Raw genomic sequence first — 26,611 nt, 5'->3', positions numbered from 1 at the left:
TTACAGACGCCACATGGTTCAACTGACTCGTATCTATACAAAATCCGGTGACAAGGGAAAAACCGCCCTTGGCAATGGCACGCGCGTTCCCAAAAACGCGGTCCGCGTGGATGCCTATGGCACCGTTGATGAAACCAATGCCGTGATCGGTGTCGCCCGCCTGCATGCGGATGGTGCTGTGGACGACATGCTGGCGCGAATCCAGAATGATCTTTTTGATCTGGGTGCCGATCTTTGCACCCCGGGCGATGGCAGCGACGATAACCCCGAACAGCCCGCCCTGCGTATTACTGCCACCCAGACCGAACGCCTGGAAACCGAGATCGATCAGATCAACGCATCGCTCGATCCGCTGAAATCATTTGTCCTGCCCGGTGGCAGCGCATTGTCGGCACAGCTCCATGTCGCGCGCACCGTGTCGCGCCGGGCCGAACGCCTGATTGTTGAACTGGCCGGGATCGAAACGATCAACCCGGAAGCCGTTCGCTATATCAACCGCCTGTCGGATCACATGTTTGTCCTTGCCCGCCATGCCAATAACGACGGCAAGGATGATGTGCTCTGGCAACCTGGCAAAACCCGATAACAAGTTTATCGGACAAAATCCTTGTTCCCTTGCGGATTTTTGCCGTATCAAGGCTGCGAAGGGCATCAAGATTTTCGTGAAGAAGTTGTCGTTAACGTCAACACCTTTACGTAAATTGACAACCTGCGTAGCACTACCTATTGTGCGTCGCGGGGAAAACATTACCATGCGGGTCCGCTTGCGTTCGGCCTAGGCCGGGGGCAAAGCCCGCAGTTTCGACAACAAAAACGAACAGGTCTGTCATGAAGGTTCTTGTCGCCGTTAAGCGCGTTGTGGATTACAACGTCAAGATCCGTGTCAAACAGGACCAGTCTGGCGTTGAGTTGAACAACGTTAAGATGTCCATGAACCCGTTTGACGAAATCGCCGTTGAAGAGGCCATCCGCCTCAAGGAAGCCGGCACCGCCACCGAGGTGGTTGCTGTCTCGCTCGGCGTTAAACAGTGCCAGGAGACCCTGCGCACCGCCCTTGCCATGGGTGCCGATCGCGGCATTCTGGTCGAAACCGAGGACGAACTCCAGCCGCTGGCTGTTGCAAAACTCCTGAAAGAAGTCGTTGCCAAGGAAAGCCCGGATCTCGTGATCCTCGGCAAACAGGCAATTGACGATGATGCCAACCAGACGGGCCAGATGCTGGCTGCGCTGCTGGATTGGCCGCAGGGCACCTTCGCGTCCAAGGTTGTCGTTGCTGACGGCAAGCTTGATGTCACGCGTGAAATCGACGGTGGTCTTGAAACCATCAAGATTGATCTTCCGGCAATCGTTACCACCGACCTGCGCCTCAACGAGCCGCGCTACGCGTCGCTGCCGAACATCATGAAAGCCAAGAAAAAGCCGCTCGACACCATGAGCCCGGCCGACCTTGGTGTTGATACCGCGCCGCGCCTGAAAACCCTGAAAGTTTCCGAACCGGAAGCACGTCAGGCAGGTGTCAAAGTTGCCGACGTCGCAGAGCTTGTCGACAAGCTCCGCAACGAAGCAAAAGTAATCTAAGCGGGGATCAATCAAATGAGCATTCTTGTTATTGCCGAACACGACAATACCGAACTGAAGGGTGGCACGCTCAATACCGTTGCTGCTGCTCAGAAAATCGGTGGCGACATCACCATTCTGGTCGCGGGCGAAGGCTGCCAAGCCGTTGCTGACGCCGCTGCCAAGGTCGAAGGTGTCTCCAAGGTTCTCCTCGCAGACAACGCTGCCTACGGTCACTTCCTGGCCGAAAACATGGCAGGCCTGGTTGGCGAACTGGCAGGCGATTACAGCCACGTTCTTGTTCCGGCGTCTTCGTCGGGCAAAAACTTCATGCCGCGCGTTGCTGCCAAGAAAGATGTCGCACAGATTTCCGACATCACCGACGTTGTCGATGCCGACACCTTTGTTCGTCCGATCTATGCCGGTAACGCCATGGCGACCGTGCAGTCGTCTGACAGCCTCAAACTGATCACCGTCCGGACCACCGGCTTTGATGCGGTTGCGGCCGAAGGCGGTTCTGCTGCCGTCGAAGCCGTTTCTGTGGCAGCTGATGCTGGCAAGTCGTCCTTCGTTGGTCAGGAACTGACCGAGTCGGAACGTCCGGAACTCACCGCTGCTGGCATCGTCATCTCTGGCGGTCGTGGCATGGGTTCGGGTGAAAACTTCCACCTGATCGAACCGATTGCCGACAAACTCGGCGCTGCCATCGGCGCCTCTCGCGCTGCGGTTGATGCGGGTTATGCCCCGAACGACTGGCAGGTCGGCCAGACCGGCAAAGTTGTTGCACCGCAGCTATACATTGCTGTAGGCATTTCGGGTGCTATTCAGCACCTTGCCGGCATGAAGGACAGTAAGGTCATTGTCGCGATCAACAAGGACGAAGAAGCGCCGATCTTCTCGGTCGCGGATTACGGACTTGTCGGTGACCTGTTCGAGGCCCTTCCCGCTCTGGCGAGCGAACTCGACAAATAATCTGATCCCCGTTAGGGTCAAAACAGCGCATACTCTTGTTTTGACCCTTGGGGACGAGTGGGGAACAAATGGCTTCGCTAGAAGATATTAAAACCATTGGCGTAATTGGCGCCGGTCAGATGGGCAATGGCATTGCACATGTGATCGCCCTTGCCGGCTACGACGTCCGAATTCTCGACATCTCGCAGGATGCCCTTGATAAGGCCATCGTTGTGATGGAAAAGAACATGGACCGTCAGGTCAAAAAAGAGATTATTACTGCAGCGCAAAAAGATGCGGCGCTGAAGCTGATCTCAACCGGAACGGAATATTCCTTCCTGTCGGACTGTGATCTGGTCATCGAAGCGGCAACCGAGAACGAAGAGATCAAAAAACAGATCTTCAAGGCTCTGTGCCCGGTGCTTGGCCCGGAAGCAATCATCGCGACCAACACGTCATCAATCTCGGTCACCCGTCTGGCGTCCTATACCGACCGCCCGGCGAAGTTCATGGGCATGCACTTCATGAACCCGGTACCGCTGATGAAGCTGGTGGAACTGATCCGCGGTATTGCTACGGACGAAACCACCTACCGCACCATTCACGAACTGACCAAAAAGCTCGGCAAGAATACGGCAAGTGCCGAAGACTTCCCGGCCTTTATCGTCAACCGTATCCTGCTTCCAATGATCAACGAGGCGATCTACACCCTTTACGAAGGTGTGGGAAACGTCGAGTCCATCGATACCGCGATGCGTCTGGGTGCGAACCATCCGATGGGTCCGCTGCAGCTGGCCGACTTTATTGGTCTCGATACCTGCCTGTCGATCATGCATGTCCTGCATGATGGTCTGGCCGATACCAAATATCGCCCATGCCCGCTTCTGGTCAAATATGTCGAAGCCGGATGGCTTGGCCGCAAGGCTGGTCGTGGTTTCTATGACTATAGCGGTGATGAACCGACCCCGACCCGCTAAGGCATCGCTGGTCGTCATTGGCATCAAGACATCAAAGCCGCTGCCCCGCAGCGGCTTTTTTTGTTGCAATCAACGCGACAAGCATCTCGAATAGACGCTACTCAAACCCGCACAATCACGATGTAGGGAACAATCAAAGCGGTTTCAGGAGGCCGTCCGAAAATGTATCTCGGAATTGATGTCGGCACATCGGCAGTCAAGGCACTGCTGATTGACGAAAACTCGGTAACCCGTGCCGAGGCCGATATCCCCTTGTCCGTATCGACCCCCCACCCGTTCTGGAGCGAACAGAACCCGACCGATTGGTGGGACGCCACCCAGAAGGCCATCGACACCTTGCAGCGCGAAAACCCCGCGGCCATTGCCGCGACCCGTGCCATTGGCCTTTCGGGCCAGATGCATGGCGCGACCTTGCTCGGTAGCGATGACACGCCGCTGCGTCCGGCCATCCTGTGGAATGATGGTCGCGCCACGCGCGAATGCGGCGAACTTGATACCACCCTGCCAAATCTGGGGCAACAGGCCGGGGTTGCCACCATGTCGGGCATGACCGCCCCCAAGCTGATCTGGCTGCAAAAGCACGAACCGGATGTTTTCGCCAAGATCAAAACCATCTTGCTGCCCAAGGATTACATCCGCTTTTGCCTGTCAGGCGACAAGGTGACCGAAATGTCGGATGCCGCAGGCACGCTGTGGCTTGATGAACAAAGCCGAAGCTGGAATGAAAGTGCGATTGCCGCCTGCGGCCTGAGCCCCGATCAACTGCCAAAACTGGTCGAGGGGTCTGATATCACCGGTACGCTTCGTGCCGAACTGGCTCAGCGCTGGGGCATGACCCATAACGTCATCATCGCCGGGGGTGGCGGTGATGCCGCCACCGGGGGCATCGGGGTCGGGGCAGTTTCCCATGGCGATGGCTTTATCTCGCTTGGCACCTCTTCGCAGATTTTCGTCGCCTCGGACAAATACCGGCCCAAACCCGAAGAACTGCTGCACAGCTTTGCGCATGCCATCCCGAACCAATGGTTCCAGATGGCGGTGCTGCTAAACGGCGCCAGTTGCCTGAAATGGGCAGCAGACCTTCTGCGCGAAGGCGATATCACCGCCTTGCTCAACCGGGTGGAGGCACAGCACAAGGCACCGTCTGATGTGCTGTTTCTGCCCTATCTCAACGGGGAACGTACCCCGCACAACAATCCCTATGCCCGTGGTGTTTTCTTTGGTCTGGGCAGTGACACGGACCGTGAAATCATAGTCCAGGCCGTGCTGGAAGGGGTCGGCTTTGCATTAAGTGACGCCAAGTCCCGCCTGAATAAGGCCGGAACCCACTGCGATCTGCCGGGCGTGATTGGTGGCGGCGCACGCAGCCGATACTGGATTCAGCTGATCGCCGATATCCTTGACAAACCGCTTGCCCGTTATGAAGGGGCGACCAAGGGCCCGGCCTTTGGTGCAGCCCGACTGGCCCGTCTGGCCCTGACGAACGAGGCGGTTGCGGATGTCTGCGTCAAACCGTCGATCGAGGAAGTCATGGAGCCCGATTTGGCCCACCACGAGGCCTATCAACCCCGCTTTGCCAAGTTCCAGCGTATCTACGCCGCCCTGTCAGACGAATTCACCCCGAATTAGGGCTACTATTCCCCATCCAAAGGATAGGCTAAAGGCCCGTTTTTAAAGAAAATTCTGCGATCTTGGCGAAATTTTCCAGTCGCGCCTTTTAAACCCCCTCCCGGGTGCCAACATCAAAATAATGGCATTAATTTACAAGCAAGGACAGACATGACGATTGCAGTGGTTGGAAGCTCGAACTTTGATTTTGCCGCCCGTGTGGCAAAGCTTCCAGTACAGGGACAAACCGTATCCTCCCAGGGCTATAAAACCGGGCCGGGCGGCAAGGGCTGTAATCAGGCGCTTGCGGTTGCACGGCTTGGGGTTGATCCCGTCTTCATCTCCAAAATCGGTGATGACATGCTGGGCAACCAGCTGATTGAAACGCTTGCCGCTGAGGGGCTTGATACCACCCATCTGATCGTCGCCAACGAAGCGCAAACCGGTATTGCCCTGATCTCGATTGATGAGGCGGGCGAAAACATGATCACGGTGGTTGGCGGCGCCAACATGACCATGACCCGTTCCGACCTGTATGAAAAACAGGGTTACCTGCGCGATTGCGACTATTTGCTGTTGCAGTTGGAATGCCCGGTGGTCGCCATTGATTGCGCCATCAAATATGCCCGTGAAGGCAATGCCAAGGTCATGCTCGACCCGGCCCCGGTTGCCGATCTGGTCGTCATGCGGGACCTGCTCGCACTCACCCATATCGTCACCCCGAACCAAAGCGAATGCTTGGCCCTGACCGGGATTGAACCGGTGGACGGCGCCACCGCGCGTGCCGCCAGCCTCAAGCTCCATGAAATGGGCCCGGAAACCGTCATCCTCAAAATGGGCGGTGCTGGAGCATTTTATTCATCGAACGGGCAAACCGGGATGGTCCAGGGCTTTGACGTCGACACGATTGATACGGTCGGCGCCGGGGATTGCTTTAATGCCGGGCTCGCGGTTGCCCTGCATGGCGGTCAGGCCCTTGATGATGCTGTGCGCTTTGCCTGTGCCACCGGCGCACTTGCCACGACAAGCAATGGCGCGGCCGATGCCGCACCGCTTCTTGAAGATGTTCTGAACCTGATTGAAACCCGCGCGGCCTAGAAACCTTTCCTGAAATCCTCAGGACGTCTGATCAATCAACGTATCGAAATAGCTGATGACCGCTGGTGCGTCCCAGCGCGCAATGCCTTCAAGCTTACCGCGCAAATCACCCTTGGCGTCATAGACAAAACTGGTCGGAAGTCCGCGTGCGCCCATGGTGCGTGCAAGCGCCCCGCGAGGATCAAGCACCACATCAAGGTTCTCGATTCCATTCTCATCAAAGAATTCTTTGACGGCATCTGCCCCGCCGCGGTCCTGACTTAACGCCAGAACCCGAAACGGCTTGCCATCCATTTCAACGGCCAGACGATCCAGATCGGGCATTTCCTTGACACATGGCACACACCAGGTCGCCCATAGATTGACCAGAACAACCTGTCCTTTCAGGCTGTTAAAGGCGACTTCATTGCCATTTTCATCGACAAACGCCAGATCTTCGGGCAAAGAACCCCCATCCGATGGCATGACCATCTTTGAAAGTTCTTGCGGGAATTGCGTATCAGCAAAGGCAGGGGTTGCATAAATGCCCGAGATGGCGACAATCACGCCAAGTTTTACGTAACGAAGCAATGCTTTCACAACACCCACCTTTCCAAGACTGCGGATCACGATGACCGACCAAAACGCCACTGACCAGAAAAACGCAAACTCCCTTTGGGGCGGCCGCTTTGAAGCAGGCCCGTCAGCCATCATGGAAGAAATCAACGCTTCCATCGGCTTTGACAAACGCCTTTACGCCCAGGACATTCAGGGCTCCAAGGCCCATTGCGCCATGCTGGTCAAGCAGAAGATCATTCCTGCAGAAGATGGCGAAAAGATAACCAACGGTCTAGACCAGATTCTTCAAGAAATCGAGAGCGGCGCGTTCAAGTTTTCCGCTGCCCTTGAAGACATCCACATGAATGTCGAAAGCCGCCTGCGCGAACTGATCGGCCCGGCGGCTGGTCGCCTGCATACCGCGCGCTCGCGCAATGATCAGGTCGCGACCGACTTCAAACTCTGGGTCCGTGACGTCGCACTTGGCGATCTCGAAGCTGGCCTTAAGGGCCTTCAGGACGCCCTGATCACGCAGGCTGAAACCCATGCTGAAACCATCATGCCCGGCTTCACCCACCTGCAGGCAGCCCAGCCGGTCACCTTTGGTCATCATCTTCTGGCCTATGTCGAAATGTTTGGTCGTGATCGCGGGCGCGTTGCCGATTGCCGCACGCGCATCAATGAAAACCCGCTGGGCTCTGCCGCCCTTGCCGGTACGCCCTATCCGATTGACCGTCACATGACGGCAAGCGCGCTTGGCTTTGATCGCCCGACGGCGAACTCGCTAGATGCCGTCTCGGATCGTGACTTTGCGCTTGAATATCTCAATGCCGCATCGATTGCCGCCATGCATCTGTCGCGTCTCGCCGAAGAAATGGTCATCTGGTGCTCTGCCCAGTTCCGCTTTATCGGTATGTCCGACAAATTCTCGACCGGCTCGTCGATCATGCCGCAAAAACGCAACCCGGATGCGGCTGAGCTGATCCGCTCCAAAATCGGGCGCATTGTTGGCTGCTATAACGGTTTGATGCTGTCGATGAAGGGCCTGCCGCTGGCCTATTCCAAGGACATGCAGGAAGACAAGGAACCGGTCTTTGAGGCCCATGACCATCTTGGTCTGTGTGTTGCGGCCATGACCGGCATGATCGCCGACATGAAAGTCTTTGCCGACAATATGCGTGCCGCTGCCGGTGCGGGGTACACCACCGCGACCGACCTTGCCGACTGGCTGGTTGCCGAGCTTGGCATGCCGTTCCGTGATGCCCACCATGTTGTTGGCGCGACCGTGAAACTTGCCGAAACCAAGGGCTGCGATCTTGATCAGCTGTCACTTGAAGACCTGCAGGGGATCGAACCCAAGATCACCAATGCGGTTTATGACGTCCTGACCGTCGAGGCATCGGTTGCCGCCCGCCAAAGCTTTGGCGGCACCGCCCCGGTCCGTGTGAAGGAATCCGTTGCGGCCGCAAAGGAAAGGTTTCTGAAATGAACAACAGCCTGTTGAAACGCGGCACCGTGGTCACGCTGGCCATCATGCTGGGACTGTCGGTTGCGGCGTGTGGCAAAAAAGGCCCGCTCGAACCGCCGACCGACAAAGGTTACGAATATCCAAGGGATTACCCGGCCCAATGAACCATTTTGAATATATCAACGGCGAACTTTACGCCGAAGGCGTCTCGATCCGGGAAATGGCTGATAAGGTCGGCACCCCGTTCTTCTGCTATTCGACCGCGACCCTTGAACGCCACTACAATGTCTATGCCGACGCATTTGACGGCTTGGATGCCACCATCTGCTTCGCGGTCAAGGCAAACTCAAACCAGGCGGTTCTGAAGACCCTTGCCAATCTTGGTGCGGGTGCGGACGTGGTGTCGGTTGGGGAAATGCGCCGTGCGCTGCGTGCGGGCATGGATCCGGCAAAGATCATCTTTTCGGGTGTCGGCAAGGCCGATGCGGAAATGCGCGAAGCCCTTGAGGCCGACATTGCCCAGATCAATGTCGAAAGCATTCCCGAACTGGTTGAACTGAACAGCGTTGCCATCAGCATGGGCAAAAAGGCCCGCATTGCCTTGCGCGTGAACCCGCATGTTGATGCCAAAACCCATGAAAAGATCGCGACCGGCAAGGCCGAAAACAAGTTCGGCATCGACTGGACCCGCGCGATTGAAGTGTATCGCGACGCGGCCGCCATGGACGGCATCGAAGTTACCGGCATCGCCATGCATATCGGCTCCCAGCTAACCGACCTTGCCCCGTTCCGCGAGGCTTTCACACGTCTGGCCGATCTCGTCGAACAGCTGCGCTCCGAAGGCATCGATATCCGCAATCTTGATCTTGGGGGCGGTCTTGGTATCGCCTATCAGGGCGAAACACCGCCGCTTCCCGATGCCTATGGTCAGATGGTGCGCGAAACCGTCGGCCATCTTGGTTGCCACATCACGTTGGAGCCGGGCCGTCTGATTGCCGGCAATGCCGGGATCATGGTTTCGCGCGTCATGTATATCAAGGAAGGCGAAGCCAAACGCTTTGTCATTCTTGATGCCGCGATGAACGACCTGATCCGCCCGACGCTTTACAGCGCCTATCACGAAATCATCCCGGTCGATGAACAGTCTGAAGACGACAAACAGGTCAAGGTCGATGTGGTCGGCCCGGTATGTGAAACCGGCGACACCTTTGGCAAGGACCGCGACCTTCCCGATGATCTCAAGGCCGGTGATCTGGTCGCTGTGATGTCAGCGGGCGCCTATGGTGCGGTGATGTCTTCGACCTACAACACCCGCGCGCTGACGCCGGAAGTGCTGGTTAAGGGCAACAACTTCGCCATCGTCCGCCCACGTCAGGAAATCGATGATCTGATCAACATGGATCAGGTCCCCTCGTGGCTGAGCAACGCATAAGGCAAAGTATCAGACCTGCTTTAGGGGCGGTTGGCCACAAGCCAGCCGCCCTTTTATTTCGCGCCGAACGCCCGAACTGCTTGACCCGACCGCGCAAAACCCCAAGCTTTAAAAAAGCGGGTTGTGCTAGAATAGGCACATTGTCGGCAAGCAGGGATCACCAGACGCATGTCGTTGATACCACCCTATCCCGAGATGGAACGTCATGTGCGCAAGACGCGCATGGTGATGGTGTGGGAATCCGTCTGGCCCTGCCTGATCCCGGCCCTGTCGATCGGGCTTCTGGTGGTTGGTCTGACATTGACCGGCGTGTTCGAACTGTTGCCCGCAACCGGGCACATCATATTGCTGTCCATTCTGTCGGTTGCGGTCATGGTTTCGGTGGTCGCCCCGTGGCGCAATTTCAAAATGCCCACCCGGCGCGATGTGCTGCACCGGATCGAGATCGACAACCATCTTGATAACAACCCGCTGCAAAGCCTTGAAGATCACATCCCCGAAACCGACGATCCGCTGACCAGCCTTCTCTGGCAACGCCAGCTTGGCCTGCATGAAGCAGCACTTGCCAAGCTCCGGCTGTCGCGTCCCCGACCCACCATCACGCATGTTGACCGATTTGGCCTGACCGCCATTCCGGTCTTGTTGCTGTTTGTCGGCCTCATGACCGGGACGGATCATGTCACCGAACGCTTTTCAAAGGCCTTTAGCCCGCTTCAACGTCTTGGCGCAGCCGACTTCACCGCCACCCTGTGGGTTACCCCGCCGGCCTATACCGGGCAAATCCCGCGCATCTTGCAATTCAGCTCGCTCTCCGATGATGCCGCCAGCCGCGCCGATGGCGATGCCGACAGCACATCGGCCCGCACCAGCAATGTCATGACGGTTCAGGTCCCGGCGGGCTCTACCCTTGATGGCAGCATATCGAGCATCTGGGAACCGACCCTGACCACGCCAGGCGGTGAACAGACCTTCACCGAAAGCAGTGAAAACAGCTATGTGCTTTCGACGGCCATCGATCAACCCGGCCAGTGGCGGATATCGGTCTGGGGCAATGATCGTCTGACACTGAATATCGAACTTCTGGCCGACAACGTCCCCAGCCTGTCCTTTGTCAGCCCGCCCACTGTCACTCGCCGTGATCACGTCCGCCTTGATTATGTTGCCAGTGACGATTACGGCCTGGCCAGTCTTGACCTTGTCATTACGCCTGCGGCCGAAAACGGCACGATCAAACAATATGGCCCGATTGAGCAGGTCGTGATTGATCTTAAGGGCGACGCGGCGGGTACAGGTGGTGCTGTTGGTTCGGGCGCCATGCCGACCCGCATTGATGGCCCACGCTTTGTCGACCTTGTTGCCCATCCCTGGGCGGGCCTGCCGGTCAATATTCAGATGGTCTCGCGCGACAATGCCGATCAGCGCGGCGAAAGCGATATCCGATCGCTGATGCTGCCCGAACGCGAATTCAGCCATCCGGTAGCGCAAAAGCTGATTGCCATCCGGCGTGGCTTGCTGCGCTATCCCGACCGCGCTCTTGAGATGCACAATGCGTTGTTGCCGATCCTGTTCGCGCCGCAGGCTTTCAACGGCCACCTCGGCGTCTTCCTGACCCTGTCGGTTGCCGAGAACCGCTTGGCCGCCAACCTGCATAAACGTGACACCCATCAGAACGTAGCAGGCCTTCTCTGGCACGTCGCCGAGGAGATCGAGCGTGGATCTTACGGCATTGCCGAACGCAACCTGATGGAGGCCGAGGAACGCCTGCTCGAAGCGCTTGCGAACCCGGACGTCACCGAAAGTGAAATCGCGCAACTGATTGATGAATACCGTCAGGCGCTGAATGAATATCTCGCCGCCCTGATGCGCGAAAGCCCCGAAGCGACCGAAGAACAACCGGCCGCCAGTGCAACGCTGGAACAACAGGACCTGTCACGCATCATTGATCAGATTGATGCTCTGATGCGGGCGGGTGCCCGTGATCAGGCCCGCCAACTGATTGATCGTCTGCGTGAACTTGTCGAAAACATGCAGGTCACCACCGGCGAAGGCGGCATGGATATCACCTCGACGCTTCGCGAGATGCTCGATGGCATGCGTGATCTGTCGCGCCGTCAGCAGGACCTGATGAATGATGGGGATAATGCCTCCACCCAGAACGGCAATGGCCCGCGCGCCAGCCAGCAACAGGGCCTTGCCGATGATGCCGGTCAAATTCTCAACGATCCCGGTCTTGGTCAGTTTGGCGATGTCAGCGGCATGAATTCGGTGATTGATGCCATGCGCGGTGCCGCCGATGCGCTTGAACACAATCGATCGCACGAGGCGCTGCAATACCAACGCCAGGCCATGGACGCCCTGCAACAGGGCATTGGTGAAATCAGCCGCGCACTCGAAGGCCTCAGTCAGATGGCCCCGATGCTCGAAGATCTTGATGGATCGGGCCGCCGTGATCCGCTGGGCCGACCGGTCGGCGGCAATGGCACCACCATCATCCCGGATGTAAACACCCTTGAGCGCGCCTGGCGCATCTTGCAAGAACTCCGGCGTCGATCGGGCGATCCTGACCGCCCGCAGATCGAACAGGAATATATCGACCGCCTTCTCAAACGGTTCTGATCATCCGGCACTGCCCGCAAACAAAAAAGGCAGCACACAGTGTGCTGCCTTTCTCATTTTCTGGATCATTCCCGGTCGCTTAAGGCTCAATCGCCTCACGCGGGTCAAGGAACGTCACCTGCAGGCGGGTTGCCGTCGGGTTCGGACGGCGGATCTTGGTTTCGACTTGCATGCTTTCGCCAGTCGGCAGCATCTGCTGCTCCATCGGCATTTCCGCACCGGTCGAGACAAGCGACTCATCATAAATCAGCGGTACCTTCTTGCGCTGAACCACACGATCAAGCGGATCAAGCAGCTCGATCAGAAGGTAAGGCAACGCACGCGGCTCTTCGCTGACATTGACGATCTCGGCCCGCACCACGAGCACATCAACCCCGTCTTCTTCTTCACGGGTCGGCGGCAGTTCGCGGATATCAAGACCTTCGCCCACATGCGGGACATCAAGCCCGACCATGTCATAGACCTTGGCAATCGGCGGCCACATCTCGATGATCTGGTCCTTGGCGAAATATGCGCCCGCACCAATCCCGCCAAGCAACAGCAGGAAGATGATCCAGCCAATGATGCCTTTTTTCTTTTTGGGCTCCGGCTTGGGATTGTTGCGAATCAGCTGCTGGGGAATCGGGGGCGGATCAGGGATTTTGTCGGCTTCTTCAAAGCCCGGATCAACCGGGGCTCCGCCCATCTGATCTGCATTGAAATCAGCACCAAGCGATCCTTCCTCGTTGAACGGGGCCGGGATATCACTTTCCGGGGCCGGAGCAGGTGCCGGGGCAGCCTTCTTTGCGCCGGGCGGGTCCTGATGCCAGCTATTGCCGCAGCTTTTACAGCGCACGGTTCGGCCCTTGGGGCCGATTGCTTCTGTCTTAACTGAGTATTTCTTGGAACACTCTGGGCAAGTAATGATCATTGCAAACCTGGCATATCGATGACGGCGGCGTCAAACACGGGGGAAGGTAAGTAGCTGATCGCGACTGACGGTCCCCCTGTGCCGTCAGTGAAGACTTACACTATATGTAAATAGCCGCGATTTAACAGACTGTTAAGCACAGATAACAGAAGCTGCCCGGATTTGGGTGTCAAACCACCGGATAGCCCCGCTGTTCATGACACCCTAAAATAGACAAGAAACCGTTCTAACCAGTTAATTCATTTTCGATATTGTCATGACAGGGCCGCTTTCCAACCCTGTCAGATAATGGAGAAAGCCGTTATAAACTGCTAGGGTCCCAACCCAAGCCTTCTGCCCGCAAAGACCGTCATTCGCCCAGATGGAGCAAGAGTTTTGACCGACGTCGTCAGTTTCAGGAATGTCGGAGTCCGCTATGAATCCGGACCGGAAATCCTGCGCGACCTCAATTTTTCTTTGGGCCGCGGCAGTTTTCATTTCCTGACCGGCGCATCGGGCGCAGGCAAATCGACCCTGATGCGGCTTTTATATCTGGCACTGCGTCAGACACGGGGCGAAATTTCGATTTTCGGGCGCGATAATATCCGCATCCCGCGTGAAGAACTGCCCGCGATTCGCCGCAAGATCGGCGTCGTGTTTCAGGATTTCCGCCTGATCAACCACCTGACCACGTTCGAAAACGTTGCCCTGCCGCTGCGTGTGGCGGGCGTCGAAGATTTGCAGATTCGCAAAAACGTCACCGAACTTCTCGAATGGGTTGGGCTTGGCGATCACGTCAATGCACCGCCCTCGCGCCTGTCTGGTGGCCAGCAACAGCGTGTTGCCATCGCGCGTGCCGTCATTGGTCGCCCGGCCCTGCTTCTGGCCGATGAGCCGACCGGTAACGTCGATGACCGAATCGCCATGCGGTTGCTTTATCTGTTTGAAGAGCTCAACAAGCTCGGCACCACCGTTCTGATCGCCACCCACAACCGCAACCTTGTCCGGCGCTTTGGCCATACCCAATGGCTGCTTGAAGGTGGTACCTTGCATGACGTCACCAACAGCGGCTAACGCCCGACCTCTTAACCTTCAAGACTCGTAAACGGGATCAACAGGACCAACACACGATCATGGCATTTCGCGCACCACCATCGCACCTTCCTCTTGAAAGCGACTCTTCCTCGCGCTTCTTGCCGAGCATCGTCGCCCTGATGGTGGCGCTTCTGACCTTCTCGATCGTAGGGCTGGCGGCCCTGCATGACAGTGTCGGCCAATGGTCGGGCCAGATCGAAGGCAGCCTGTCGATCCAGGTCCCCCCGACCGAGCTTGCCAACCGAACCCCTGCCGAACGTGAAGCGGCCCTGCAAGGAACAGTCGACAGCATCATCGAACAGGTGTCCACCATGTCTGGCATCGCCCGGATCGAGGAACTCAGCCCCGACACCATGGCCGCCCTGCTCGAACCGTGGCTCGGCCCCGATGAAGTCGTCAGCGAACTTCCCATTCCGCGCATCATCGAAGTCACCCCTGAAACCGGGTTCAACTTTGATGCGCTTGAACGGCGTCTGGGCGTGATCGCCCCCGAAGCCGTTCTGGATGATCACCGCATCTGGATCGAACGCATTGCCGATGTCGCCTTTTCGGTTGAACTCGCACTCGCCCTTTTGATCATTGTTCTGTTTGGCGCGACCATGCTGTCGGTGGTTTTTGCCACCCGGTCCGGGCTTTCGATCCATCATCGCATCATTGAATTGCTGCATCTGATCGGGGCGCAGGATGGCTATATCGCCCGTCAGTTTGGCCGTCACAATCAACGCCTGGCCTTCTTTGGCGCGCTGATCGGTCTTCTGATTGCGCTGCCGGTATCGGCCCTGATCGGCTGGCTTGGCATGCGTGCGGGTTGGCCGGTTCCGTCCCTTGTTCTCAGCCCGACCTTTATCGGCCTGATCGTCGCCATTCCCTTCATTGTTGCGATGGTCGCAGGTATCACCGCCACCCGAACCGTGCTGCGTGTCCTACACCGGATGTTGTAACCCGTTGATGGTCTTCGTATAGTCGGTTGTTACCACTTCCCTTTCGGGATCATGGCCTTAGCCCTCTCAGGAGCTCCGAATTCATGCCAGATTGCCCCCACTTAAAGCATATTGCATCTAATCTGCCCCATTTTGCCGGAGAGAACCTTCTGTCCGGCAAGGAAAGGACCGCAGTACGTAGCGGGGCTACGTGCAAGGAGCTTGACGCTGCGGGGCCGAAGGTTATCCCGGCCCGGAGGGTTTGATTTTGGCGACGTTTCGCGGCGTTACACCGTTTGACCGATGCACCGCATCGCTCTGCACGCTGTGCCTTGCCAAACGACACGCCAAAAACAAACACAATGGAGCAGATTAAATGCAACATGCTTTAGGCACGCATTCATGAACAAGCCCCCGCTTAGTGTGCAGCATCGCCGCCGCTTCCGGCGGTTTCGTTTTTTGCTTTCGACCCTGATTGTCTGCGGGCTGATCTGGGCGGCGGGCTTTGTGTGGTATGTCGATTACATCCCCAAGGCCGTCGATAGCCCGTCCGAAAAAACCGACGCCATTGTCGTTCTGACCGGTGGCAGCGAACGGCTGTCCGAAGGTCGTCGTCTTCTGTTGCGCGGTCTTGCCGACAAGCTGTTCATATCGGGTGTCTATCGCGGTGTTGAAGTTGATGAATTGCTCTCGGTTGGCAAATCCGACCCGCGCCTGATTTCATGCTGTGTCGTTCTGGGCCATGTCGCGGAAAACACGCGTGGCAATGCGATTGAAACTGCCGTCTGGATGTATGAGGAAGACTATAAAAGCCTGCGCATCGTCACGGCCAATTACCACATGCCAAGATCGCTTCTGGAATTCAAAAGCCTGATGCCCGATGTCGAAATCATCGCCCACCCGGTTTTTCCCGATAATGTCAAAATCGACAATTGGTGGCGTTTCCCGGGCAGCACCGCGCTGATCGCCAGCGAATATAACAAGTATGTTTTTGCCAGCCTGCGCAACACCTTGCTCAACTGGTTGCCGAACGGTGACCGCAAGGCCCTGCGCAGCCCCGGCGGAACATCCGGTGACGCCCCGGACCTTGATGATTATTCCGCATCCAATGTCACGGGCAAGGATGGCTGAACAATCGGCATTTTCTGATCGTCATATTGCTGTTACAAAACAGCGAATATTTCGGCCCATGAAGGATTTTGTCTGAATGATTGCATTGCGCGCGTTGCTCTTTAACGTGTTGTTTTTCGGCGGCACTGCCATTCTGTGCATTGTGTTGATGCCCTTGATGGTGTGTGGCCGCAAGGCCAACCAGTTTGTCGGGCATGCCTGGTGTCGATTGACCCAATTGGCGCTGCGCTATTCGGTTGGCATGCGCAAACGCTTTACCGGTCTGGAAAATCTGCCCAGTGGCCCCTGCATCATTGTCGCCAAACACCAATCGGCGTGGGAAACCCTGACCTTTCATACTGTGGTCAGCGATCCGGCTTATATCCTCAAAAAGGAACTGACACGCATTCCGCTGGTCGGACAGTTCCTTGTCCTGTCGGGCCAGATCGCCGTTGATCGGTCGGCAGGCAGTGCTGCCCTCAAGGACATGATCAAGGGGGCCGGCAAGGCTTTGGAAGAAAACCGTCAGGTGGTCATCTTCCCCGAAGGCACGCGGACCCCACCGGGCTCAAACCGCCCGTATCACCCGGGAATTTTCGCGCTTTACAAAGCCTTCCCCGATACCAAGGTCATTCCGGTTGCGCTCAATTCCGGCATGTTCTGGGGACGCGACAGCTTCATGAAATATGGCGGTCGGGTCACCATGGAATTCCTGCCTGCCATGGAAGCCGGACTGGATCGCAAGACCTTCATGAAGGAAATCAAGCACCGCATTGATACCCGCACCCGCGAGCTTGAGAGCGAAGCACAGGCTGAATTCCAGCTGCCCATGCTCACCACAGATGACATCGAGGCAAAGCAGGAAAAAGAGGACGCGCAACTTGGCGTCGACCCTGTCAAAGACCCAAGCAGCAACAAGGTCTCCTGAACGGCTGGCTCACAGCAGTTTCCATAAACAAGAAGGCCCGCAACACCATCTGGCATGCGGGCCTTTTTTATCTATGGCTTTGTAACGCGAACACGCTCTGTCTTTTTGCGGGTCACAAGCCAGATGCCCGACACGATCAGAATGATCCCCGCCAGATGATAAAGATGCAGCGCCTCGCCCAGAAACGCGATCGCAAGGCCACTTGAACAGACCGGGATCAGATACATGAACACCCCGGCCTTGGCCGGGCCGACCATCGACACCCCCTTGTTCCAGAACATATAGCCCAAAAACGCCGGGCCCGCCCCGATATAGAAAATCTTGAGCATATCGGGCCAAACCGGATCAAGGGTGGTGAAGAACGGCTTTCCATTTACCACCAGCGCCCAGATATAAAGCGGGGTCAGGAAGCACAAACCGATCAGGGCCGACACAAACACAAGGCTGAGCGGATGCACACCTTTGGGTGCGCGTTTCAAAAACATCGAATAGGCTGCCCAGACCATGGCCGACATCATTGCCAGAACATCACCCAGAACGAAATCCATACGGGCAAAAACCGACGGATCACCCTTGGCGATGATGGTCGCGGTCCCCGCCCCGGCAATCAGCACACCCAGCCATTGACCAAGACGCGGCTTGTCGGCGGTTAAAAGGGCTGCAAACAACAATACCCAGATCGGTGTCGTCGCATTCAAAAGCCCGGTATTGACCGCCGTCGTGTTATAGGCCGCGAGATAAATCACTACGGAAAACAGGAACACACCGGTAAAGCCGATCAAGAACATCGACAGTTTGTGTTCGGACATGATCGCAAGATCGCGGCGCAAATATTTGGCGCAGAACGGCAACAACAGGCAGATCGCGACGATCCAGCGCCAGAAGGAAAGTGCTTCAAACGGCACTGTTTCATTGATACCACGTGCCACGACGTGGTTTGACCCCCACATCAACGTGCAGCACACCAACATGATATAGGCCACGGTCATGGGTGTTTGCGCACCACTCTGACCAGAAGCAACGGCGCTTCCGCTGGACTGGCTCATCAGATACCCGCTCCCATGTTGATCTCGCCATATTCGCGGCGGACCAGATCCATCAGATCATGCAGCGGCGGATCAATGATGCCCATCTCGTCGAGATGGCTCACCGTGTTTTCAAGATATTCAAGGTTCGGGCCGACATTGCCATGGGCCGCCACGATGATCTCGACCGCCGTGCGCACCGGCAGGTTCCCGGCATATTGTTCGTGGGTCGGATCGGCAACATAGGTGTGCGCAATCACCTTGCGCCCGTCATCAAGCTCGACCTCGACATCCGCCGGGATATAGGTGTTGGTCACAAGTTCGCGCTCATCAAGATAAGCTTTCACCTTTGACCAGTTTTCCGGCGTGATGCGAAACGCGTTACCGACACATTCCCCGCCCTTGTTCAGGCCAAGAACCAAACCGGGATTTTCCGGGGTGCCGCGGTAATGATGGGAATAGATGCAGAACGACCGGTGGTAGCCCGGCAGCAGCGCACGCGCGCACTCGGCAAACTCAAAACCGGGCCGCCACAGAAGCGAACCATATCCAAAAACCCATTTTTCGCGGGCGTCCGTCAAACTTTCCTCCGACAGCTTTGCTGTTCATTTGATTAGTTGGTTTACGGGAAACAGGGTCCAAACTCATTCACATGATCGACCCGGTCTCCCGGATTTGTGCGGATATGCGGAGCAAAATCGCAGGAAGATCTACATCTTTCAAGATTTTGCGACAAAATAGCCCGTGCCAATCCGGGGGATCCGAAGGACAACTGATATGGGAGAAAACCTCTACGTCAAATCCCTTGACCGGGGATCACCGCGCTCCGCGGCATTTTCCTTGTTTTTCTCTCATATCAGTTGCCGGGACGGTCATGTGAATGAATTTGGACCCTAGCGCTTCATGATCACCAATGCCACCCCAAGGGCCGCAATTGCAAATCCGGCAAAGCCAAGAACGCCAAGTTGCTCGTCAAACAGGAGCCAGGCAAAGAACGCAGCTGTGGGCGGCACAAGATAGAACATGCTGGCCACACGGGTGGCTTCGCCCTGCTTGATCAGCACCATCAAAAGCATGATCGCCCCGATGGACAGAACCAAAACTAGCCACGCCATCGCCAGAATGAAATCCATGCTCCATTCAACGTGCAGTGGTTCCTTGAACAGGGCAACGACACCAACAAAGACACTGGCAGCGACATATTGCACGACCGTGCCGCTCATAAGCTCCATGCCTGTGCAGAACCGTTTTTGATAAAGTGTCCCCGCCGTCATGCCAAGCAGGGCAGCAACCGCCAATCCAATGCCAAATGCGGTAATGCCCACACCGTCGCCGATCTTGGGCAACAGCACCAATGCCACACCAATCAGGCCAAGGATCAAGCCGCCCCACTGGCGTATTGAGACCCGCTCACCCAGAAGCGACCCGACAACCGATGCCGTCACAACCGGCTGCAACCCGACAATCAGGGCCGCCAGCCCGGCAGGCAGTCCGGTATCAATCGCCCAGAACACCCCACCAAGATAAACCCCATGCACCAGCACACCGGTGGTGCCGATATGGGCCGCCTCGCGCCAGGTTTTCGGCCATTTCGCCCCCATCAAAAAGATGACCGGGATCATCAGGACGAGAACGATGACAAATCGGACAAACAGGAAAACGAACGGATCTGCATAGGGCAGGCCAAATTTGGCGCCCACAAAGCCCGTGCTCCACAGGAACACAAAGACAAACGGCATGATCCGGGCGAAGAGAGCATTATCCATCAAATATGTACCGTTCTGTTTGCATTTGGCGAACGGTTTGGCAAGGCACAGCACGAAGAGCGATGCGCCACATCGGTCAAGTGATGTAACGCAGCCAAACCTCGCCAAATGCAAACCCTTCGGGCCGGAGCAGTCTTCGACCCCGCAGCGTCGAGGCAATTGAACTTAGCCCCACTGAGTCCTGCATGCCTCTTCTTGCTGGGTAGAAGACTGCTCTCGGCAGAATGGTGCATATTTGATGGATAATGCTCTGGATGATTGGTGGCAGACATTTCAATCCCCTTGGACCGGACGGTGCAACATGTGGGGCTGTTGTCCGTCGGTTTATCCCGGATAATCGGGCATCATGGTACTATTCGGCAGGCTTCTTCTTGGCGTTTTCATCGCTTTGGCGGTCTTCACCCTCGGCCGAGAAGTTGGTGAAGTCCTGTCCGGCATCGACAATGCCACGACGAATTTCACGGGTGCGGGTAAACAGATCAAACAGCTTGTCACCCTCGCCCCAGCGAATGGCACGTTGCAGCGCCATCAGGTCTTCCTGAAAACGACCCAGCACATCAAGAACGGCTTCGCGGTTGTTCAAAAACACGTCGCGCCACATGGTCGGATCAGATGCCGCGATACGGGTAAAGTCACGGAAACCGGTCGCGGAAAACTTGATCACTTCCTGACGCAGCGCATCTTCAAGATCGGTCGCGGTCCCGACAATCGTGTAGGCAATCAGGTGCGGCAGATGCGATGTAATGCCAAGAATACGATCATGATGATCGGCATCCATGCATTCGACATGCATGCCGCAGGCTTCCCAAAGCGCGCGAACCTTCGCCACCGCATCCTCGTTCTCGCCCGGAACCGGGGTCAGGATGCACCAGCGTTGTTCAAACAGTTCCGGAAAACCGGAATCCGGCCCGGAATGCTCGGTCCCGGCCAACGGGTGGCCCGGAACGAAATGCACACCTTCATCCAGGTGCGGCGCAATATCGCGGATCACCGACTGCTTGACCGACCCGACGTCGGAAACAATCGCACCTTTCTTCAGCGCCCCGGTCAGTTGCGCGCCAATGGTTTCATTGGCACCAACCGGCGCACACACCATAACCAGATCCGCATCACCAACCGCGTCCTTGATGTCGCAATAGGCTTCATCGGCAATACCAAGTTCAAGCACCCGCTCACGGGTCGCTTCCGAGCGGACCGCACAGGTGATTTTGTTGGCAAGGCCGTCGCGCTGGATGCGACGTGCCATGGACGAGCCGATCAGGCCCATGCCGATAAAGGCGACGGTTTCAAACAACGGTTGGGATGCAGTATGGGTCATTTTAAGCGTTCACAAAGTCTTTGATGGCCTGAAGGCAGATTTCCATTTCTTCCTTCGTACCGATAGAGATACGAAGCATCTGCGGCAGGCCATAGGCACCGATTTTGCGCGGGATCACGCCACGGGCCATCATGAAATCATTGGCGGCATCGGCATTCTTGCCGTCTTCGGTCGGGAATTCGACCAGAACGAAGTTGCCGTAGCTCGGATGTGCCTTAAGGCCCGCGATGGCATTGACCTCATCGCGGAACCAGGACAGCGTTTCGGCATTGTGGCGCACGCAATCATTGACGAAATCATCGTCATCAAGGGCAGCGGCCCCAGCTTCCTGGGTCGGCAGCGGCACGTTGAACGGGTTGCGCAGACGGTGCAGCACATCGGCAATCGCCGGCGGCGCATAGCACCAGCCCAGACGAATACCACCCAGACCATAAATCTTGGAAAATGTCCGGGTCATCACGGTGTTGTTGCCCGCTTTCACAAGCGCTTCACCTGCGGAATAATCTTCCTGACCGGTCATGAATTCGGCATAGGCCGCATCAACCACCAGAACGATGTCGTCACGCAGACCATCACGCAGGCGCTTCATTTCCGCATCCGAAATATAGGTGCCCGTCGGGTTGTTCGGGTTGGCGACAAAGACGATTTTGGTTTTGTCGGTAACCGCCGCCAGAAGTGCATCAACATCGGTGGTCATGTTGGTTTCTTTGGCCGTAACCGGGGTCGCCCCAACGCCCATGGACGCAATCGGATACATCAGGAAACCATGTTCGGAATACAGAACTTCATCACCCGGACCGGCATAGGCACGGATCAAAAGCGTCAGGATTTCATCAGACCCGTTGCCACAGATCAGCTGATCAAATTCCAGGCCGTATTTATCTGCCAGCTTGTGACGCAGCACGTCACACCCACCATCCGGATAACGATGCAGGCGTTCCGCCGACTTGCGAAGCGCTTCCATGGCCTTCGGGCTCGGGCCAAGCGCGCCTTCGTTTGACGACAGCTTGATCACGCGCTGAGCACTGTCAGCACTGGATTTGCCGCCTTTATAGGGCGCAATATCAAGAATTCCGGGGCGTGGGGTGGGCGCAGACATCAATTATTCTCCCAAGGGAAACAGTGGCCATTCATGACCAGCAAGGCATAGTTAACTCAGTGCGTCTTCGGCGATCGGCACGGCATAGGCACCGACAACCCGCAAACTTTCGGGGCGAAGGCCTTGCGCATCCAGGGTCGCCTGAAACGCATCGGCGCGATTACAAAAGAATCCCGGCACATCAACAAGAACAAAACGCCGATCTGCATCAGGATCGTCAGAAAAGCCAAGGATTACCGATCCGTCGATACCATCCGCAATTTTTTTGCGCACGGTATCCATCGAAATCTCTTTTGACAGGCTGACAACAAACAGAGTCCGGTCATCCCCACTGTCTTCAAGCTCAATCGCGGCCAGGACGAAACCTTCGGTCGTTTCCCCGCGTCCGACCGGACGGCCGCCAAACGGCAGCTTGGAAACAACGCGCACCGCACTTTGCTCTGTCAGGTGGGTCCACCACGGCATGGCTTCGCCCAGCTCGGGCTTCGGGAAGACCCCCACCGCAGCGCGGCCTTCTTCCAGCGCACCAAATGCTTCGCGCGGGGTCTCAAACTCGACAATCTCGTTCAGGCAACCGAAATTAAGCCGCGCCAGTTCCCAGCAATCCACACCCTCAGCATTGCGGCAAAGCGCAACGGTATAAGGCGCCTCAAGGCGCGTGCCGGCGGCGATCATTTCGCGCCAGATCTGGATCAGGGCAGTTGTCGGGAAGGCACCTTCATGACGATCAACAAGGGTGCGCATGATCCGCGCTTCGCGGGCCGGACGATAAGGAACCTTGACCTTGCCACCGGCTGCGATCACGCGGTCCTTATAGGCTCCGACAGCCTGCACAACCTTGGTCCGGCGAATGATCAGGGATTGCAGCGCCTGATCGATCTCGTCGATCTCTCCGCGCAGCCCATCCAGGTCAAGATTTGCCAAATTTTCGTCTTCGCACGCCATTTTTCACTCTTTTGTAAAACGGCGCACAGTATTAGGACAGGGCCGCAGAAATGCAAAGAAAAGATTGACTAACCCCGGCTCTGCTTCATAGCTAGGACAAGCGAATTTTCAGCAAACGTGCCATCTGCTCGACAGCGGAGCGCCAGTTTGTGCGAAAAATCATCTAATAAACAAGGAAACAGCCATTCATGCCCACCGCAACCGACACAGAAAAGCGCCCCCCACTTCCCGGTCACCACATGGTGCTCGGCGAGACGGAAAAGCTGCGCCTGGACAGCGGTGTGGAATTTGGCCCCTTCACGCTGGCATATCAGACCTATGGCGAACTCAATGCCGATAAATCCAATGCGATTCTGGTCTGCCATGCCCTGACAGGTGATCAATATGTTGCCGATGACGTCCATCCGATCACCGGCAAGGAAGGCTGGTGGTCCGAGATTGTCGGACCCGGCAAGATTATTGATACCGACAAGTATTTTGTCATCTGCAGCAATGTGATTGGCGGCTGCCTTGGCAGTACCGGCCCCAAGGAAATCAATCCCGAAACCGGCAAGCCGTGGGGCCTTGATTTCCCGGTCATCACCATTGCCGATATGGTGCGCGCCCAGACCATGCTGATTGACGCGTTGGGCATCGACATGCTGTTTGCCGTTATTGGCGGGTCGATGGGCGGCATGCAGGTTCTTGAATGGTGCAAAAGCTATCCGGAGCGCGTTTACGCCGCCGCCCCGATTGCGACCTCGTTCCGCCATTCGGCGCAAAACATCGCCTTTCACGAAGTCGGGCGTCAGGCCGTCATGGCCGATCCGGACTGGTGTGGGGGGAACTATCTGCTTGAAGGTAAGAAGCCCTCGCGCGGGTTGGCTGTCGCGCGCATGACTGCGCACATCACCTATCTGTCGCAACCGGCCCTGCATCGCAAATTCGGCCGTAAGCTGCAGAACCGTGGGGCGATCACTTATAGCTTCGACAATGATTTCCAGATCGAAAGCTATCTGCGCCATCAGGGCAAAAGCTTCGTCGACCGGTTTGATGCCAACAGCTATCTCTATATCACGCGTGCGATGGATTATTTTGATCTGTCACTGGAATATGATGGCCGTCTGGCCGAGGCGTTCCGGGGCTGCAAAACCCGGTTCTGTGTTGTCTCGTTTTCCAGTGACTGGTGCTTTACCACCGCCGAAAGCCGCATTGTTGCGCATGCACTAAACGCGGCGTCTTGCAATGTCAGCTGTGTCGAAATTGAAAGTGACAAGGGCCATGACGCATTCCTGCTTGATGAGCCGGATTTCCACATGGTTCTGAGCGGCTTTATCGAAGGCGCTGCCGAAGGCCGGGGGCTTAAATAATCATGGAAGAAACGATTTCAAACGCCACGGACATCCCGGCGCACAGCGACCGTATCCGCGTCGACCTGCAGCTGATCGCCGACATGATCGATCCGGGCACGCGCGTGCTTGATATCGGGTGCGCCGACGGCGAACTACTGGGCTATCTCACCCGCACCAAGAAGGTTGATGGCCGCGGGCTTGAGCTATCGAACGAAGGAGTGCGCAATTGCGTCGCGCAAGGCTTGCCGGTGATGCAGGGCGATGCCGACCGGGATCTCGGCGACTACCCGGATGGCGCCTTTGACTATGCCATTCTCAGCCAGACTTTGCAGGCAACCCAGCGCCCGAAAGAAGTCCTGTCGGAGTTGCTTCGCATCGGCAAGCAGGCGATTGTGTCCTTCCCGAATTTCGGACATTGGCGCGCGCGGTTTGATCTGATGTTCCGCGGCCGCATGCCGCAAAACCCCAACCTGCCGATCATGTGGTATGAGACGCCAAACATCCATTTCTGCACAGTTCTGGACTTCGTTGGGCTGTGTGAAGAAATGAATCTGACGATCGATTGCATGATGGTTTTGAATGAAGCGGGCTCAAAACTCAGCCTTGGCAGTCAGACCCGATTTTCCAACTTCTTTGGCAATCAGGCGCTTTTCATGCTGAGCAAATAATCAGCACGATTATTCGTTTTCATCAAACAATCAGCCTGCGCAGATCACAAACTGATCCCGTCCCCGTCTGAAACCTGATGCCCGATCGGGCAAAATCATCAGACGGGGCCGATATGACCATTTCAATCCTCATACCATTTATCCGCCGTAGCTTTCTGATCGGCGCGATCACCCTGCTTGCCGCCTGCAGCCAGAAGGCCGAAACGCTGAAACTGTCGGTCACACAATTTGGCAGCGCCACCGAGCAGGCGTTCGATCACTATGACGCGGCCTATAGCACCCAGTTCGCGCCCTTCCCGAAATCCGATAGCGCCAAACGCAGCCAATTCGTTGCCAATATCGAGGCATTTACCGGCAAGGTCACAGCCGCCAATATCGACACCCTGCTTGATCCCGACGCAGTAAAGATTGACCCGGATGTCGCGCGCAAATGGCAGAGCACGCTCAAGGATCTGCGAAGCCAGTATCAGCAGTTTGTCGCGATCTTTGACAATATCGAAGCCGGATCAGCCTTGGGCGCGTCGGCGGTGACGCAATCGGGTCCGATCCTTGAAAAACTGCGCAAGCAACTGGCGACCATCAGCAGTGATTTCGCCCGCACCCCGCCGCAATTCATCACCCGGCGCAGCACCCTGATTGCCGAGCTTAATCAGATCAAAAGCCAGGAGCACAACAACCCCGAAGCCGAGAAACTGCTTGTCGAGGCCTGGTGGCAGCGTTGGGAAAACCTGATCGCAAATGAAAGCACCATGCAGGCCGATACCCTGCGTGCCTTTGTCACCGCCTCGGCGCTTGGCAACAAGCTGCAAGGTCAGATCGACAATTACGCCAAGCTTGATATGGCTTCCCTGATCAGTGCGGTCGAAGACGGCATCAAGCTTTCCGATCAGATCGGCAGCCTCAGCCCGGCAGAACTTGTAACACACGGCACCGGGTTGCTTGAAACCGCGACCAACTAGGAAACAGGGAGATCATGATGAGCCAGACATTCGGACAGCTGCTTGCAGATGCGCAGCAGGCCTACACAGATGCCGCTGTCACCTATCAGGGGGCGTCGATCAACGAACAGGTCAAATCCAAACCCCACCTGGACAAGGCCGCCAGCCACCTTGCCACCCTCCAGACAGCGCAGCTCAGTAACGCGATGGAAGTTGATGATATCGATATGGCGGAAATGGCGAAACTGCGCCAGCAAGTCAATGATGCCGCAGCCCTGCAGCAGGGGCTTGAGAAACTGGTATCGATCCTGGCGAAGTTTATCTGACAACCCGGG

General features: G+C 56.7%; 26 protein-coding genes. 18 read left to right on the top strand and 8 right to left on the bottom strand.

The genetic code is table 11. The features are described from left to right. Positions 1-13: 13 nt before the first annotated feature. The 6 genes from ACXAF0_RS16330 (at position 14) to ACXAF0_RS16305 (ending at position 6,191) form a co-directional block, all read left to right on the top strand. Positions 14-586 (top strand): cob(I)yrinic acid a,c-diamide adenosyltransferase, encoded by a 573-nt coding sequence (locus tag ACXAF0_RS16330; protein ID WP_475346900.1) that lies wholly within the window; start codon positions 14-16, stop codon positions 584-586. A 242-nt stretch (positions 587-828) separates the two neighbouring features. Further along, complete coding sequence (locus tag ACXAF0_RS16325) at positions 829-1,578, top strand: electron transfer flavoprotein subunit beta/FixA family protein (RefSeq protein WP_167720998.1); 750 nt, start codon at positions 829-831, stop codon at positions 1,576-1,578. A gap of 15 nt (positions 1,579-1,593) precedes the next feature. Further along, entirely contained in the window at positions 1,594-2,529 is a 936-nt protein-coding gene (locus tag ACXAF0_RS16320; protein ID WP_475346899.1) for an electron transfer flavoprotein subunit alpha/FixB family protein, read from the top strand. A gap of 68 nt (positions 2,530-2,597) precedes the next feature. Beyond that, complete coding sequence (locus ACXAF0_RS16315; RefSeq protein ID WP_475346898.1) at positions 2,598-3,485, top strand: 3-hydroxybutyryl-CoA dehydrogenase; 888 nt, start codon at positions 2,598-2,600, stop codon at positions 3,483-3,485. 162 nt (positions 3,486-3,647) lie between these two features. Beyond that, entirely contained in the window at positions 3,648-5,114 is a 1,467-nt protein-coding gene (xylB, locus tag ACXAF0_RS16310; protein WP_475346897.1) for a xylulokinase, read from the top strand. A gap of 150 nt (positions 5,115-5,264) precedes the next feature. Beyond that, positions 5,265-6,191 carry a ribokinase gene (locus ACXAF0_RS16305; protein WP_475346896.1) on the top strand — a complete coding sequence of 309 codons (927 nt, stop codon included), beginning with the start codon at positions 5,265-5,267 and terminating at the stop codon, positions 6,189-6,191. A gap of 18 nt (positions 6,192-6,209) precedes the next feature. Here ACXAF0_RS16305 and ACXAF0_RS16300 read toward each other — a convergent pair whose 3' ends face one another. Then, positions 6,210-6,770 (bottom strand): TlpA disulfide reductase family protein, encoded by a 561-nt coding sequence (locus tag ACXAF0_RS16300; RefSeq protein ID WP_475346895.1) that lies wholly within the window; start codon positions 6,768-6,770, stop codon positions 6,210-6,212. A gap of 31 nt (positions 6,771-6,801) precedes the next feature. Between ACXAF0_RS16300 and argH the strand changes: the two genes are divergently transcribed. The 4 genes from argH to ACXAF0_RS16280 all read left to right on the top strand — a co-directional run bounded on the left by argH (position 6,802) and on the right by ACXAF0_RS16280 (position 12,244). Then, complete coding sequence (gene argH, locus ACXAF0_RS16295) at positions 6,802-8,217, top strand: argininosuccinate lyase (RefSeq protein WP_475346894.1); 1,416 nt, start codon at positions 6,802-6,804, stop codon at positions 8,215-8,217. Beyond that, complete coding sequence (gene lptM / locus ACXAF0_RS16290) at positions 8,214-8,360, top strand: LPS translocon maturation chaperone LptM (protein WP_181838522.1); 147 nt, start codon at positions 8,214-8,216, stop codon at positions 8,358-8,360. The genes argH and lptM overlap by 4 nt, the downstream gene beginning before the upstream one ends. Next, positions 8,357-9,628, top strand: coding sequence for a diaminopimelate decarboxylase (gene lysA, locus ACXAF0_RS16285; RefSeq protein WP_475346893.1), 1,272 nt, complete (start codon positions 8,357-8,359; stop codon positions 9,626-9,628). Before lptM ends, lysA begins: the two co-directional genes overlap by 4 nt. Before the next feature lie 168 nt (positions 9,629-9,796). Beyond that, on the top strand, positions 9,797-12,244 hold the full coding sequence (locus ACXAF0_RS16280; protein WP_475346892.1) for a DUF4175 domain-containing protein: 2,448 nt from the start codon (positions 9,797-9,799) through the stop codon (positions 12,242-12,244). Between the two features lie 79 nt (positions 12,245-12,323). Here the strand turns inward: ACXAF0_RS16280 and ACXAF0_RS16275 are convergent, their stop codons facing one another. Next, positions 12,324-13,154 (bottom strand): DUF3426 domain-containing protein, encoded by an 831-nt coding sequence (locus ACXAF0_RS16275; RefSeq protein ID WP_475346891.1) that lies wholly within the window; start codon positions 13,152-13,154, stop codon positions 12,324-12,326. 375 nt (positions 13,155-13,529) lie between these two features. Between ACXAF0_RS16275 and ftsE the strand changes: the two genes are divergently transcribed. The 4 genes from ftsE to ACXAF0_RS16255 all read left to right on the top strand — a co-directional run bounded on the left by ftsE (position 13,530) and on the right by ACXAF0_RS16255 (position 17,186). Further along, positions 13,530-14,207, top strand: a complete 678-nt coding sequence (gene ftsE / locus ACXAF0_RS16270) for a cell division ATP-binding protein FtsE (RefSeq protein ID WP_475346890.1) — start codon at positions 13,530-13,532, stop codon at positions 14,205-14,207. A gap of 59 nt (positions 14,208-14,266) precedes the next feature. Then, positions 14,267-15,169: a cell division protein FtsX gene (locus ACXAF0_RS16265; protein ID WP_475346889.1), complete on the top strand. Its 903-nt coding sequence runs from the start codon at positions 14,267-14,269 to the stop codon at positions 15,167-15,169. Positions 15,170-15,550: 381 nt separating this feature from the next. Beyond that, the gene (locus ACXAF0_RS16260; RefSeq protein ID WP_475346888.1) at positions 15,551-16,279 is read left to right on the top strand and encodes a YdcF family protein; all 729 of its coding nucleotides are present in this window, start codon (positions 15,551-15,553) and stop codon (positions 16,277-16,279) included. A 76-nt stretch (positions 16,280-16,355) separates the two neighbouring features. Then, entirely contained in the window at positions 16,356-17,186 is an 831-nt protein-coding gene (locus tag ACXAF0_RS16255; protein ID WP_475346887.1) for a lysophospholipid acyltransferase family protein, read from the top strand. 71 nt (positions 17,187-17,257) lie between these two features. On the opposite strand, the gene ACXAF0_RS16250 is transcribed toward ACXAF0_RS16255, so the two are convergent. From ACXAF0_RS16250 to ACXAF0_RS16225, 6 genes are all read right to left on the bottom strand, one after another. Beyond that, a complete protein-coding gene (locus ACXAF0_RS16250; RefSeq protein ID WP_475346886.1) occupies positions 17,258-18,232 on the bottom strand; it encodes a DMT family transporter in 975 nt (324 codons plus the stop codon). Next, positions 18,232-18,792: a gamma-glutamylcyclotransferase gene (locus tag ACXAF0_RS16245; RefSeq protein ID WP_475346885.1), complete on the bottom strand. Its 561-nt coding sequence runs from the start codon at positions 18,790-18,792 to the stop codon at positions 18,232-18,234. The genes ACXAF0_RS16250 and ACXAF0_RS16245 overlap by 1 nt, the downstream gene beginning before the upstream one ends. A 312-nt stretch (positions 18,793-19,104) precedes the next feature. Then, positions 19,105-19,977 (bottom strand): DMT family transporter, encoded by an 873-nt coding sequence (locus ACXAF0_RS16240; RefSeq protein ID WP_475346884.1) that lies wholly within the window; start codon positions 19,975-19,977, stop codon positions 19,105-19,107. A 352-nt stretch (positions 19,978-20,329) separates the two neighbouring features. Then, the gene (locus ACXAF0_RS16235) at positions 20,330-21,295 is read right to left on the bottom strand and encodes a prephenate/arogenate dehydrogenase family protein (protein ID WP_475346883.1); all 966 of its coding nucleotides are present in this window, start codon (positions 21,293-21,295) and stop codon (positions 20,330-20,332) included. Position 21,296: 1 nt separating this feature from the next. Next, positions 21,297-22,394 (bottom strand): histidinol-phosphate transaminase, encoded by a 1,098-nt coding sequence (hisC, locus tag ACXAF0_RS16230; RefSeq protein WP_475346882.1) that lies wholly within the window; start codon positions 22,392-22,394, stop codon positions 21,297-21,299. A 51-nt stretch (positions 22,395-22,445) separates the two neighbouring features. After that, positions 22,446-23,318: a chorismate mutase gene (locus ACXAF0_RS16225; RefSeq protein ID WP_475346881.1), complete on the bottom strand. Its 873-nt coding sequence runs from the start codon at positions 23,316-23,318 to the stop codon at positions 22,446-22,448. A gap of 209 nt (positions 23,319-23,527) precedes the next feature. Here ACXAF0_RS16225 and metX point away from each other — a divergent pair, with 209 nt between their 5' ends. From metX to ACXAF0_RS16205, 4 genes are all read left to right on the top strand, one after another. Further along, positions 23,528-24,688: a homoserine O-acetyltransferase MetX gene (gene metX / locus ACXAF0_RS16220; RefSeq protein ID WP_475346880.1), complete on the top strand. Its 1,161-nt coding sequence runs from the start codon at positions 23,528-23,530 to the stop codon at positions 24,686-24,688. A gap of 2 nt (positions 24,689-24,690) precedes the next feature. Next, on the top strand, positions 24,691-25,338 hold the full coding sequence (metW, locus tag ACXAF0_RS16215; RefSeq protein ID WP_475346879.1) for a methionine biosynthesis protein MetW: 648 nt from the start codon (positions 24,691-24,693) through the stop codon (positions 25,336-25,338). 77 nt (positions 25,339-25,415) lie between these two features. After that, positions 25,416-26,297 carry a hypothetical protein gene (locus ACXAF0_RS16210; RefSeq protein WP_475346878.1) on the top strand — a complete coding sequence of 294 codons (882 nt, stop codon included), beginning with the start codon at positions 25,416-25,418 and terminating at the stop codon, positions 26,295-26,297. Positions 26,298-26,311: 14 nt separating this feature from the next. Beyond that, complete coding sequence (locus ACXAF0_RS16205) at positions 26,312-26,602, top strand: hypothetical protein (protein WP_475346877.1); 291 nt, start codon at positions 26,312-26,314, stop codon at positions 26,600-26,602. Positions 26,603-26,611 lie beyond the last annotated feature (9 nt).

Source organism: Thalassospira sp. ABD4_177 (assembly GCF_056160125.1).
Note: the sequence above shows the minus strand (reverse complement) of the source record. Positions and strands in the feature narration are given on the sequence as shown.